The sequence below is a fragment of the Stutzerimonas stutzeri KOS6 genome (genome assembly GCF_000307775.2).
GTDB lineage: Bacteria > Pseudomonadota > Gammaproteobacteria > Pseudomonadales > Pseudomonadaceae > Stutzerimonas > Stutzerimonas stutzeri_B.
On the sequence record NZ_KK020676.1, the window covers coordinates 197258 to 209341 of the forward strand.

Annotated in this window: 11 protein-coding genes; 5 read left to right on the forward strand and 6 right to left on the reverse strand. The window is 65.6% G+C overall.

From position 1 onward, the window contains the following. Positions 1-39: 39 nt before the first annotated feature. From B597_RS29460 to B597_RS29475, 4 genes are read right to left on the reverse strand one after another with little or no spacing between them, the layout of a single operon-like run. Complete coding sequence (locus B597_RS29460; protein ID WP_003295304.1) at positions 40-1638, reverse strand: ABC transporter ATP-binding protein; 1599 nt, start codon at positions 1636-1638, stop codon at positions 40-42. Next, entirely contained in the window at positions 1635-2741 is a 1107-nt protein-coding gene (locus B597_RS29465; protein WP_003295305.1) for a BMP family ABC transporter substrate-binding protein, read from the reverse strand. The genes B597_RS29460 and B597_RS29465 overlap by 4 nt, the downstream gene beginning before the upstream one ends. 41 nt (positions 2742-2782) lie before the next feature. Next, entirely contained in the window at positions 2783-3169 is a 387-nt protein-coding gene (locus B597_RS29470) for a VOC family protein (RefSeq protein ID WP_003295307.1), read from the reverse strand. Then, on the reverse strand, positions 3166-4176 hold the full coding sequence (locus tag B597_RS29475) for an isopenicillin N synthase family dioxygenase (protein ID WP_003295309.1): 1011 nt from the start codon (positions 4174-4176) through the stop codon (positions 3166-3168). Before B597_RS29475 ends, B597_RS29470 begins: the two co-directional genes overlap by 4 nt. Before the next feature lie 401 nt (positions 4177-4577). On the opposite strand from B597_RS29475, the gene B597_RS29480 reads away from it, so the two are divergent. Both B597_RS29480 and B597_RS29485 read left to right on the forward strand, forming a co-directional pair. Next, on the forward strand, positions 4578-5033 hold the full coding sequence (locus tag B597_RS29480; RefSeq protein WP_031323246.1) for a DUF2231 domain-containing protein: 456 nt from the start codon (positions 4578-4580) through the stop codon (positions 5031-5033). Next, positions 5030-6325: a PQQ-dependent sugar dehydrogenase gene (locus tag B597_RS29485; RefSeq protein ID WP_031323247.1), complete on the forward strand. Its 1296-nt coding sequence runs from the start codon at positions 5030-5032 to the stop codon at positions 6323-6325. Before B597_RS29480 ends, B597_RS29485 begins: the two co-directional genes overlap by 4 nt. A 232-nt stretch (positions 6326-6557) precedes the next feature. Here B597_RS29485 and B597_RS29490 read toward each other — a convergent pair whose 3' ends face one another. Next, entirely contained in the window at positions 6558-7583 is a 1026-nt protein-coding gene (locus tag B597_RS29490) for a CNNM domain-containing protein (RefSeq protein ID WP_003295314.1), read from the reverse strand. 353 nt (positions 7584-7936) lie between these two features. Then, entirely contained in the window at positions 7937-8395 is a 459-nt protein-coding gene (locus B597_RS29495) for a carboxymuconolactone decarboxylase family protein (protein WP_003295315.1), read from the reverse strand. Positions 8396-8487: 92 nt separating this feature from the next. Here B597_RS29495 and B597_RS29500 point away from each other — a divergent pair, with 92 nt between their 5' ends. From B597_RS29500 to B597_RS29510, 3 genes are all read left to right on the forward strand, one after another. Then, positions 8488-9294 carry a helix-turn-helix domain-containing protein gene (locus B597_RS29500; RefSeq protein WP_031323248.1) on the forward strand — a complete coding sequence of 269 codons (807 nt, stop codon included), beginning with the start codon at positions 8488-8490 and terminating at the stop codon, positions 9292-9294. 200 nt (positions 9295-9494) lie between these two features. Next, positions 9495-10484 (forward strand): GlxA family transcriptional regulator, encoded by a 990-nt coding sequence (locus B597_RS29505; RefSeq protein WP_003295318.1) that lies wholly within the window; start codon positions 9495-9497, stop codon positions 10482-10484. A 93-nt stretch (positions 10485-10577) separates the two neighbouring features. Continuing rightward, positions 10578-11759: an MFS transporter gene (locus tag B597_RS29510; protein ID WP_024161773.1), complete on the forward strand. Its 1182-nt coding sequence runs from the start codon at positions 10578-10580 to the stop codon at positions 11757-11759. The last annotated feature ends 325 nt before the right edge of the window (positions 11760-12084 follow it).

A 12084-nucleotide genomic window follows, 5' to 3' on the forward strand; every position in this document is an offset into this window, starting at 1 on the left:
GGGGCATCAGCAGCGTCGGGGTGTCTTGTAGGGTCGACTTCATTCGACTGGCTCACTGGCAGCAGGCCCATCCAGCGCGTCGCCATGCCCCAGCGCTGCATCATTCAGCGGCCCATGGCTGACCATTGCCTTGCCGATGGCCTGGCGGTCGGCGGGGCGGTCGAATTCGGCGACGATGCGTCCGGCATTCATCACGCCGATGCGATCGGCCAGGGCCAGCACTTCATCAAGGTCTTCGCTGATCACCAGCACCGCCGCCCCGCCGTCACGGGCGGCGCGCAGACGCTCATGCACGGCGGCCGAGGCACGCACGTCCAGCCCTCGGCTGGGGCTGTGCACCAGCACCAGCTGCGGGTCGCGGGAGAATTCGCGGGCGATCACCAGTTTCTGTGCGTTGCCGCCGGAGAGCAGCGCGGCCTTCTGCTTCAGCGAGCGCACGCCCTGCACGTCGAAAGCGGACACCGCCTCGGCAGCCTCGGCCTCCAGCCGTTTACGCCGCAGCCTGAAGAAGGAGCCGTAGCGGCCGCTGTGGATCTGTCCGACGCCAAAGTTCTCCGCCACCGAAAGCTCCCCGGCCAAGGCCGTGCCATAGCGATCGGCCGGGATCGAGGCGATGCGCAGCTCACGACGCTGTTCGCTGCCGGCACGACGCAAGTCACCGAAACCAGCCAGCTCCAGCGTGCCCTCGCAGGGCTCGGGCAGCCCCATCAGCACATTGGCCAGTTCGCTCTGGCCGTTGCCGCCGACCCCGGCGATGCCGTAGATCTCGCCGGCGCGCAGGTCCAGCGACACGCCGTTGAGTGCGCCATGCCCGCCCGCACCTGTCGAACGCAGATCGCGCACCTGCAGCCGCACCTCGCCCGGCGCCGTCGGCTGGTACTCGCTGGCCGGGGCGGATTCGCCGACGGTCAGGCGCACCAGCTCGGGCACCGACACCGAGCGCGGCTCGAGGGTCTGGATGGTGCGCCCTGCACGCATCACAGTGACGCGGTCGGCAAAGCGCTTGACGTCGCTCATCTTGTGCGTGACCAGGATCACCGCCGCGCCCTGGCGGGCGAAGGTGCGCACCGTCTCCAGCAGGCGCTCGGCTTCCTGATCGGTGAGTACCGCCGTCGGCTCGTCGAGGATCAGGATCCGCGCACCGGCCAGCAGTACCTTGAGGATTTCCACCCGCTGTTGCTCGGCCACCGAAAGCGACTCGGTGGTCTTGCGCGGGTCGATGGCAAAGCCCAGCTCCGTGGCCTTCTCGCGGATGCGCTGCTCCAGTTCGCGCAGGCGCTGACGATGGCTGCCGCGCACGGCGTTACCGGGCTGCTCGGGCAGCGCCAGCAGGATGTTCTCGGCCACGCTGAAGGGTTTCACCAGCTTGAAATGCTGGTGAACCATGCCGATGCGGTAGCGGCTCGCATCGCGCGGACCATTGAGCCGTACCGGGTTGTCGTCGATGAACAGCGATCCGCTTTCCGGTGCGTAGAGGCCGGCGGCGATGTTCATCAGCGAGGACTTGCCCGCGCCGTTCTCGCCGAGCAGCGCATGCACCTCGCCCCACTTGGCGGTGAAATCCGCCTGGGACAGGGCCATGAAGCCGTCGAACGACTTGCTCACCCCGGTCAGCTGGATCGCGTTCAGGCTGCTCATTGCTGGGTGATCACTCCCTTGACGAACCAGTCCATCTGCCACAACGCCGGGTCGGCCATGACCTCGCCGGCAGCGATGCGCTCGGTGCCGTCGCGGTCGAGCATCGGGCCGGCATAGATCTGCTTCTCGCCTTTGAGCAGTTCCTCGCGGGCGGCCATGATCTTGGCCTTGTGCTCCTCGGAGACCGCCGGGCCGCAACAGGCCGCGTCGGTGCCGCCCTCGGCCATGGACAGCAGGGCGCCGTTTTCCGGTGGCGTCCAGTTGCCGGCGCTGATCTTCTTCAGCTCCGGGGCGAGAAACTTGTCCCAGACCCAGACCGAGGAACACACGGTGGCCTCCGGGGCGAACTCGCGCATGTCGCGGTGATGGCCGGTACCGTAAACGCCGCGCTCCTGGGCGACGATCTGCGGGGTCGGGCTGTCGACGTGCTGGCCAAGGACATCGGCACCGGCATCGATGAGCGCCATGGCCGCGGCGCGTTCCTTGACCGGATCGTTCCAGGCACCGGTGTAGACCACGGTGACCGTGGCGTCGGGGTTGATCTGCTGGGCACCGAGGGCAAAGGCGTTGACCGTCCAGTTCACCTGGCCGAAGGGATTGGCTGCGACGAAACCGAGCTTGCCGGTCTTCGACGCCGCGCCGGCGGCCATGCCGCACAGGTACTGGCTTTCGTAGGTGCGCCCGTAGAACGATTCGAGGTTGGCGCCGTTGGTGGTGCCCGAGCCGTTGAGGAAGGCCACGTCCGGGTATTTATCGGCCAGCTCCTTGAAGGTGTCCGAGTAGCCGAAGGCGGTGCCGATGATGACGTTGGCGCCGCGCTGGATCAGCCGGTCCACCGCCGGGCGGATAGAGGAGGCGTTTTCCGGCACGCTTTCGACGTACTGGATCTTGGTATCCAGCTCGGTTTCCAGCTTCTGCCGAGCCTCGTCGAAGGCCTGGGTCCAGCCGCCGTCATTGCGCGGGCTGATGTAGAGCATGGCGATCTTCGCCGGCTTGTCGAGGGTCAGCCCCTTTGCTTCTTCCGCCGACGCGGTGGCCGCCGCCGTCGCAAGGCCGAGAGCAACCGCCGCACACAAGGTCCGTTTCATGAACGTATTCAGCATTTTGGTCTTTCCTGATTGTTGGCTATCGGATGGCAGTGGGGTCAAAGCATGTAGTTGATGCGAAACACGTTGTTTTCCGGGTCCAGCAGAACCGCCTGGTACCAGTGGTAATAGGTTTCGTAGGGCGCCTTGACCAGCGTCGCGCCCAGCTCAAGGGCCATGGGCACCAGGCGGTCGACCTCCTCCTTCGCCTCGACGTCGATGTTGAGCAGGAACTTGCAGCCGCGGGTGTCGGCAAACTCCGCCAGGTGCAGCAGTTCGTAGGCTTCCGGCGCGTTGAAGCCGATGCAGGACTCGCCGGTGTCCAGCCCGCGGAAGATCGGCGAGGCGATCTCGGGAATGTCGCGAAAGCCGAACAGTTCGCGGTAGAAGCCGCTGAGAGCCTCGATGTCACGGGCGAAGACGTTGACGTAGGACAGCGTGTTCATGCGACCTCCAGGCCTTTGCCGAAGGTGGTCTGCTTGACGAACTTGGAAAGCAGGTTGTCGCCCGAGGTTACCGGCGCATGGCGCGGCGGATTGGCCTCACTGCAGCAGCCGGGCAGGCATTCGATGACAGCGTCGTAGTTGGGCTGGTGGAAGAACACCAGCGACTGCCGGCCGTTTTCGGTGGGACTGTCCTGCGGCGGATTGACCACTCGATGCAGGGTGGAAATCCACTGGTCGTTGGTCCACTGCATCATCAGGTCACCGATGTTCACCGCGAAGCCGTTCTCGACATAGGGCACGTCGACCCATTCGCCCTGGCGATTGCGTGCCTGCAGGCCACCCAGCGCATTGTCCGGCTTGACGATGGTCAGGCTGCCGTAGTCGGTATGCGCACTGGCGCGCATCTGCCCCGGCTCGACCGCCCCTTTCACGTCCGGATAGCTCAGGCTGCGGAACATGCTGATGTGCTTGTCGATCTTGTCGTCGAAGAAGGTTTTCGGCAGCTCCAGCGCCAGGGCGAAGATGCGCATCAGCGACTGCGACAGCTCGCTCATGGCGGCGAAATACTCGCGGTATGCCTCTTCGAAACCTTCGATGCCCGTCGGCCACACGTTCGGCGCGAAATGCGGGCCGGCTGCGGCGCAGTGGTAGTAGTGCTCATCCGGCACGTCGCTGGGCCCGATGGAAAAGGATTCCTTCAGATCGCCCGGCGCTGCCTCCTCCATGGAGTACGACAGGCTCTCCTCGGCGACCGCACTGTAACCGCGCACCATTTCCGGGCTGGGCCGGTCGACCTTGCGCTTTTCCGGCAATGGCAAGGCGAAGAACTCGCGGGTGAGCCGCGAGACGCGCTCGATCAGTTCGCGTGGAATCTGGTGGTTGGTGATGACCAGGAAACCGATGTCGCGACAGGCCTGGTCCACGGCCCTGGCCACCTGGGCCTTGCCCTCGGGGGTAGCGGCGAAGTACGGCGCCAGGTCGATGATGGGAACGTATTGCAGAGTCATGATGACGCACTCCTCTGACGCAAGGCTGAAACATGAGCGCGGCGCCAATGGCGCGGGCGCTTCTCTGTATGCGTGATGCAGTCGTCCCGTTTGCACGCGAGGGCGACAGAGAAGGACTGAGCAGAAAGCGTGCCACTCCACCGATTCTCTTATGCATCAGTGGTTTAGCTTTTTTAGAAGAAAATATCGGATCAAATGGTCCGGTTCGGAGCACTTGGTTTGTGCGCCAGGCACGAAAAGCGGGCGCCGGCAGGAAAGCCGCAGCCATCCTGCCGCTCAGCGAATGGCAGTGAACTAACACCCCGGCGGCACGATCCCCTTTTAAGCACAGACCAGAGCGATCCGGTGGCCAGCGCATCCGCGCCGTGCAGCGCCGGGTCGTCAGCGAGGAGGAAGCCTTCGTGACCGTTATCACCCAACGCACTCACAGCACGCAAACCACTCACAGCATCTCCCGCCACGTTCCTAACCCGCTGCACGCCACGCTGCTCGGCGGCACGGTTCCGCTGTTCCTCGGCGCACTGTTCAGCGATATCGCCTACTTCCGTACATACGAGATCCAGTGGTCCAATTTTTCCTCCTGGCTGATCGCCGGGGGACTGGTCTGCTGCGGGCTGGCGATCCTGTTCGCGCTGGGCAATCTGTTCCGGGCGCATCACCGGACCGGACGCCCGCTGCTTTACCTGCTGCTGTTGCTGGCGGCCTGGGTGCTGGGCTTCATCAACGCACTCGAACACGCCAAGGACGCCTGGGCGAGCATGCCTTCCGGCCTGGTTCTGTCGGTGATCGTTACGCTGCTGGCGTGTGCGGCGACCTGGATCGGTTTCACCAACCTGCGTGCCGGAGGTGAAGCATGAGATACGCAAGCCCACTGAGCGCCCTGACAGTCGCCTTGTTTCTCGCCGCATGCGGTGGAGAGGGTGAGGATACCGCGCGCCTGCAGGGTCCCGACCCCACGCTTCCTGAACCCCAGCGTGGGATGCTGCCCAGCATGACGATTGCCGAGCCGACGCCGTGGGGCGATCAGAAACCGACGGTTCCGCAAGGCTATACCGTCACGGCGATCGCCACCGACTTGCAGATCCCGCGCCAGACGCTGGTGCTTCCCAACGGCGACATTCTCGTTGCCGAAGGCCGCGGCGGCAACGCGCCGAAGCTCAAGCCGAAGGACGTGATCGCCGGCTATATCAAGGCGCAGGGCAACACCTCGGTCGAAAGCGGCAATCGCCTGACATTGCTGCGAGATGCCGACGGCGACGGCAGCTATGAAATGCAGACCGTGTTCGCCGACAACCTCAATGCGCCATATGGGCTGGCACTGTTCGAGGGCAACCTGTACGTCGCCAATCAGGATGCACTGGTTCGCTTCGACTACCAGCCAGGCCAGACCGAGGCCAGCGCCCCGCCGGCCAAGGTCACCGACCTGCCATCGGAGATCAATCACCACTGGACCAAGTCGCTGGCGGTCAGCCCTGACGGACGCTTCCTGTATGTCGGCATCGGCTCCAACAGCAACATCACCGAGCGCGGGATGGAAGTCGAAGCCGACCGCGCCATGATCTGGCAGATCGACGCCGAGACCGGTGCCCACAAACCTTATGCAACCGGCGTCCGCAATCCGACGGCCCTGGCGATCCAGCCTGGGTCCGGCCAGTTGTGGGCGGTGGTGAACGAGCGCGACGAATTGGGCGAGGATCTGGTACCGGACTACCTGACCTCGCTACAGGAAGGCGGTTTCTATGGCTGGCCCTACAGCTACTGGGGCCAGAACGTCGACCCTCGCGTACGGCCGCAGGACCCGGACAAGGTCGCCAGCGCAATCAAACCGGACTATGCCCTGGGCTCGCATGTGGCCGCGCTGGGCCTGGATTTTTCCACACAGTCGATGGGCAGCCAGTACGCAGAAGGCGCATTCGTCGGCGAGCACGGTAGCTGGAACCGCGAAGAGCCGGTGGGCTACAAGGTGGTCTTCGTGCCGTTCAGCGCCGGACGCCCGGCTGGCGAGCCGATCGATTTCGTAACCGGGTTTCGCACCGAGGATGGCAAGACGCGCGGTCGCCCGGTCGGGGTGACCGTCGACCCGAGCGGCGCGCTGATCGTCGCGGATGACCTGGCGAACATCGTCTGGCGGGTGACGCGCAACCAGTGAGGCCTGAGAGCCCGCGACCGACAGGGTCGCGGGCAGTTTCGAAAGCGCCGTTTCGAACAACGCCCTTCGCCGGCCCGTGGAGAGCGGACTACCTCCAAGCCGTCTGAACCGTCTGCGCACAACTCCCGCGCAATCAAGCCGGCGTGGCGGATGCCAGCGCAGCATGCGACCCGGAGCGATCAAGCCCCGCACTTTGGCGGACCTGCATGTGGAGCCCTTCCTGCATGGCCACTCAGCTGTCGCGGGCGCGCTTGATGCGATGATCCCAGCGGCGCTTGGCGAAGCGACGCATGTTCGGGATGTCGTCCGTTTCATCCATGATCGGCTGGCCGATGATGGTTTCCATGATGTCTTCCAGCGTCACCAGGCCGCGCCAGCTGCCGAACTCGTCGTACACCAGGCACATGTGCTGGCGCTCGTGCAGCAGCTGGGTCATGAGGTTCTCGACGCTGGTCATTTCCGGCGCGACTTTCATCGGTTTCATGATCGTCGAGACCGGCGCCTCGTCGTCGGTCGCTGACAGCGCGTCATAGCGGAACACCACACCCAGCGGGCTTTCGTTGTCGCCGATCACCGGGTAGCGCGAGAACTGGCTGTCGGCGACCTGCTCCTTGAACGCGCCGATGCTGGTCTCCGGCGACGTGTAGTCGCACACCGTACGCGGCGTCATCACGTCGCGGACCCTGATCTCGTGCAGGTCGAGGATATTCCTGATGACGCGCTGCTCGTCCTCGTCGAGGCTCTTGTTCTCGCGGCCGAGCACCGTCAGCGCCTTGATCTCCTGGCGGATGTCGTGCTCCGGCTCCTTGCCGCCGACCAGCCGCATGATCATGTCGGACAGGTAGATGAAGGGCTTCAGAATCCAGATCATGCCGTTCAGCAGAGGCGGCAGGTACGGCGCCAGCGTGCGCCAGTAACGGGCACCGATGGTCTTGGGCAGGATTTCCGAAAGCACCAGGATCAGCACCGTCATCACCGCCGAGGCGATACCGACGTAGCCGTTGCCGAAGACCACGGTGACCTGCGCGCCAACGCCGGTCGCGCCGACGGTGTGGGCGACGGTGTTCAACGTAAGGATGGCCGCGAGCGGCTGGTCGACCTTGTCTTTCAGCTCTTTCAGGCGTTCGTACAGCTTCGGACGGGAGGTCTTCTGATGTGCGATGAAGCTGGGCGTCAGCGAGAGCAGCGCAGCTTCGAGGATCGAACAGATGAATGAAACGAGGATGGACAAGACAGCGAACGCTATCAGGAGGGTCATGAACAGTAAGTACCGTTGCCTAGGGCCGGCCAATTTACAGCAAAGCCACCGAACGTTAGCGAGGCGCCGCGACCGGCTTGCAACATTTCATTTCCCCAATTGAATTCACCCGTTGGACGCACTGGATTTCGACAGCAATCGACAGGGGAGTTCATGCCCGCTGCTGGCAAGGCGAGCGAGCCGAACCGCTTCCACCGTTCAGGCGACCGTTACCAACAGGCCGACGACCCTCGATGGAAAAGCCCCGTTCCGGAGCAACGCTCCGAAGGCGCAACGCTTCTGCGCCACGGGCAAGCAGCAGATCACGTCCCGCGCCGCCCGGCCTTCTGGCCGAACGGCGGCAGGCGCTTGCCCTAGTCCGGCTGGTAGCTTCCCGGCACTGGCGCGAAGGACACCCCGAATCGATTCCAGGCATTGATAGTCGCGATGGCCAGGGTCAGGTTGGCGAGCTGGGCTTCGGAAAAGTGCACGCGCACCTCCTCGAAAAGCGGCTGCGAAACACCCTGAGGCAGCAGCGTATTGGCCTCGGCCCAGGCCAGCGCGGCACGTTCGCGGTCGCTGAAGAACGGTGTTTCGCGCCAGGCGCTCAGGGCATAGATGCGCTGCTCGGTTTCACCCAGGGCGCGGGCATCCTTGGTGTGCATATCGAGGCAATAGGCACACTGGTTGATCTGCGAGACGCGGATCTTCACCAGCTCCATCAGCGGTTTGTCGACGCCATCCTCGCGGCGGCTCTGCCGTGCCAGGTAGGTTTCCAGCCCGATCATCGCCGTCATCACATCGGGGGCGGCGGCCTGGTAGTTCATGCGCATGGTAGTCACTCCTCGGTTTGAATGTGCACACAAGGCTACGCAGCCACCGCGCTGCGCTATTGTAGATTTCCGACATCCTTCGACCGCTGCCCATGCCCGCTTCCCTGCCTGACCGACTGCCCCGCCTCCGAGGCTTTATCGCGCGGCCGCCAACGCCGGCGCTGGCCGCTTATGTGCAGTGTTTCTGGTGGATGGATGGCGATGGATCGCAAGCCTACGATGAGCAGATGCTGCACCCGGACGGCGGCAGCGGCGTGATCTTCAACTTCGCCGATCCGCTGAATTTCGATGGCAGCCTGCGCGGGCCGCGGGCACTGGTCGCCGGGCCGCAACTGGCCAGCGCCCGCCTGCAGCTGGTCGGCCAGGTCAGGCTGATGGGGGTGCGGTTTCGTCCCGGCGTGGGTGCCGCCGTGTTCGGCATCGGCCTCGACGAGCTGGCCGGCTTCCATGCCGCCGACTGGCCCCGCCTGGGGCTTGCGCAGCTGGTCGACCGGCTGGCCGAACTGGAACGGGCTGCACAGCAGGCGCTGGTCGAGCGCGAACTGCTCAGCCGTCTCGGCGAGAGTCAGGTGCGTCATACCCCGGTGCAACAGCTGCTGGAGCGAATCGTCGCCTACCGGGGCCGGGCGCGCCTGACGGACATGCTCCAGACCGTACCGCTCGGCCAGCGCCAGCTGGAGCGGCTGTTCCGCCATCAGGTGGGGCTCACGCCCAAGCAGTTCAGCCGCATCCAGCGCGTGGCACTGGTGCGCAACGAACTGCGCACCAGCGAGCCGCTGCTGGACACCGCCCTGGCCTGCGGTTACAGCGACCAGGCGCACTTCATCCACGACTTCAAGACCGTGGTCGGCATGACACCGGGTCAATATCGAGCCCGGGCCAGGAGCAGCGACAGCTGAAGCGCATTCGCGCCACCCGGCAACGCCAACTCGCTTTGCGGACAGGCTCAAACTGCTTCAGGAGACAGCCGCACCCGTAGATCGCGAAGGGTCGCACGCTCCATACAGGCGACTGGCTTGGCAAGATCAGTGGGAAGCTTGTCATTGCGACAGGCGCGGAGCGGCCGCAGACTGCAGGCATCTTCCCCTAGAGGTGCCCCATGGACGCCACCCGCACCGTCGCCTGCCTGATCTACCCGGAGGTCATGAGCTTGGACGTCACCGGCCCGATGCAGGTGTTCGCCTCGGCCAATGTCGAGCGGCAACGCCAGGGTCTGCCGCGCCATTACGAACTGATGCTGGTCGGCTCCGCCATCGGCCCGGTGGCGACCTCGGCAGGGCTGAAACTGGTAGCCGACGCGCGCTGGTCCGACTGCGACCCTTCCAGCCTGGATACCCTGCTGATTCCTGGCGGCGCCGGGGTCGATGTGCAGAAGCATGACCGGCAGCTGCTCGACTGGCTGCGGGCGGCCGAACCCGGGGTACGCCGCCTGGGTTCGGTCTGCTCCGGCGCCCTGATCCTGGCCGAAGCCGGGCTGTTCGACGGGCGCAAGGCGACCACGCACTGGGCGGACCTTGCGGCGCTGGGCGAGTACCGCGCCATCGAGGTGCAGGGCGATCGCTTGCACACCTACGACCCGAGCGACCCGCAGGCAGCACACCTGTTCAGCTCGGCGGGCGTCACGGCGGGCATCGACCTGGCGCTGGCACTGGTCGAGGCCGATCTTGGCCGGGCGCTGGCGCTGGCGGTCGCCCAGCGGCTGGTGATGTTCCTGCGCCGGCCCGGCGGACAGACCCAGTTCAGCCCGATGCTGGCCGCTCCGAGCAGCAACGTGGCACGCCTTGCCACGCTGCTCGAGTGGATACCCGGCCACCTGGGCGATGACCTGTCCATCGAGGCGCTGGCCGAGCAGGCGCACATGACGCCACGCACCCTCTGCCGCCTGTTCAGCCAGGAAACCGGCATGGGCCCGGGCCAGTACATCGAGCGCGTACGCCTGGAGGCCGCGCGCAACCTGCTGCTCGATGCCCAGGCCTCGATCACGACGGTGGCCCGGCTGACCGGCTTCGGCCATCCGGAGAACCTCAGGCGCAGCTTCCAGAAACACCTGTCGGTCAGCCCGCGGGACTTCTTCCAGCGCTTCGGCTGACGTTAGTCCGACCCTTCACTCACCGTTCCCAGCTCGCTCGGCATCTGGCCAAGCAGCGCTGTGCCCGCTCGTGATCCTCAAGGAGCCGCCCTCATGCACCTTCTGCTCAGCAACCCGCAGGTCTTGCGCCTGTTCATCGCCCAGGCACTGTTCTGGTCGTGCTCGATGACCGGCATCATCTTCACCTCCATCGTCGGTCTGCGTCTGGCGCCTGCGGCCAGCCTGGCCACCCTGCCGCTCGCCCTGCTGATGCTCGGCGGACTGCTCGCCCTGCAGCCGCTGGCAGGGCTCATGCAGCGCCGCGGGCGGCGGGCCGGCTTTCTAAGTGGAGCCCTGGCCGGGATGTTCGGCGGCCTGATCAGCGCGTCGTCGCTCTGGCTCGACAGTTTCGTCCTGCTCTGCCTCGGCGCGCTGCCCATCGGTGCCTATCAGGCGTCGGCGATGTATTACCGCTTCGCCGCGATCGAAGCGGTGAGCGAAGCCTTCCGCGGCCGCGCCACGGCCTGCGTGATCGGTGGCGGCGTGCTGGCTGCGCTGGTTGCACCCACGCTCGGCAACCTGGCACGCGATCTGGCTGGCGTTCCGTTCACCGGCACCTACCTGCTGATCGCCAGCCTCGCGGCGCTGGGCTGCATGGTGCTGGCGGGGTTGCCCAGGAACCATGGGATACCCGCCGCCCCGGCCGCTCCGGCGCCGATGGCCTGGGCGGAACTGCTGGCACGACCGGCCATCCGCGCGGCGGTGCTGACCACAGCCGTCGGCCACGGGCTGATGATTCTGGTGATGAATGCCACGCCCCTGGCGATGCATGGCGAAGGCCTGGATCTGCGGGCCAGCGGCCTGGTGATCCAATGGCACATGCTCGGCATGTTCCTGCCGGCGTTCATCGCCGGGCCGCTGGTGGACCGCTGGGGCAGCCGGCTGGTGGCCTGTGGCGGCGCGGGCCTGCTGATCGCCAGCGCCCTGGTCGCCCTGCTCGGTGTCAGTCACTGGCACTTCATGCTCAGCAGCTGCCTGCTCGGGATCGGCTGGAACCTGATGCTGGTCGCCGGCACCACCCAGCTCGGCCAGGGCCACGTGGCGAACGAGCGCGCCCGGGCGCAGGGCCTGATGGAGCTGAGCAACGGCAGTGTCGCCGCAGCGATGTCCTTCGCCTCCGGCGCGCTGATCGCCCACGCGGGCTGGGCGGCCGTGAACATCGGGCTACTGCCGATGGTGGCGCTGGTGGTGCTGGTGCAGGTCGCGCAGGGGTATCGGCAAAGGCAGACGGCTTGAGGCCTTGGGCGAATGAATTCGCCCCTACGTCAGACGCGGGTGCTTTGGGGGCCAACTCGTTCGCCGACTTCAAATCTTGAAAGCTCGACGGATGAACGGCCTCGGGCGAATGAATTCGCCCCTACGGGCAACGTCAGGCGCGGGTGCTGTGGGGCCAACTCGTTCGCCGACTTCAAACCTCGAAAGCTCGACGGATGGCAGGTTCCGGGCGAATGAATTCGCCCCTACGGGCAACGTCAGGCGCGGGTGCTGTGGGGGCCAACTCGTTCGCCGACTTCAAACCTCGAAAGCTCGACGGATGGCCGGTTCCGGGCGAATGAATTCG

Coding starts and splice junctions, on each gene's coding strand:
- B597_RS29460 (WP_003295304.1), bottom strand. CDS start 1,638: ATGAGCAGCCTGAACGCGATCCAGCTGACCGGGGTGAGCAAGTCGTTC.
- B597_RS29465 (WP_003295305.1), bottom strand. CDS start 2,741: ATGCTGAATACGTTCATGAAACGGACCTTGTGTGCGGCGGTTGCTCTC.
- B597_RS29470 (WP_003295307.1), bottom strand. CDS start 3,169: ATGAACACGCTGTCCTACGTCAACGTCTTCGCCCGTGACATCGAGGCT.
- B597_RS29475 (WP_003295309.1), bottom strand. CDS start 4,176: ATGACTCTGCAATACGTTCCCATCATCGACCTGGCGCCGTACTTCGCC.
- B597_RS29485 (WP_031323247.1), top strand. CDS start 5,030: ATGAGATACGCAAGCCCACTGAGCGCCCTGACAGTCGCCTTGTTTCTC.
- B597_RS29490 (WP_003295314.1), bottom strand. CDS start 7,583: ATGACCCTCCTGATAGCGTTCGCTGTCTTGTCCATCCTCGTTTCATTC.
- B597_RS29495 (WP_003295315.1), bottom strand. CDS start 8,395: ATGCGCATGAACTACCAGGCCGCCGCCCCCGATGTGATGACGGCGATG.
- B597_RS29500 (WP_031323248.1), top strand. CDS start 8,488: ATGCCCGCTTCCCTGCCTGACCGACTGCCCCGCCTCCGAGGCTTTATC.
- B597_RS29505 (WP_003295318.1), top strand. CDS start 9,495: ATGGACGCCACCCGCACCGTCGCCTGCCTGATCTACCCGGAGGTCATG.
- B597_RS29510 (WP_024161773.1), top strand. CDS start 10,578: ATGCACCTTCTGCTCAGCAACCCGCAGGTCTTGCGCCTGTTCATCGCC.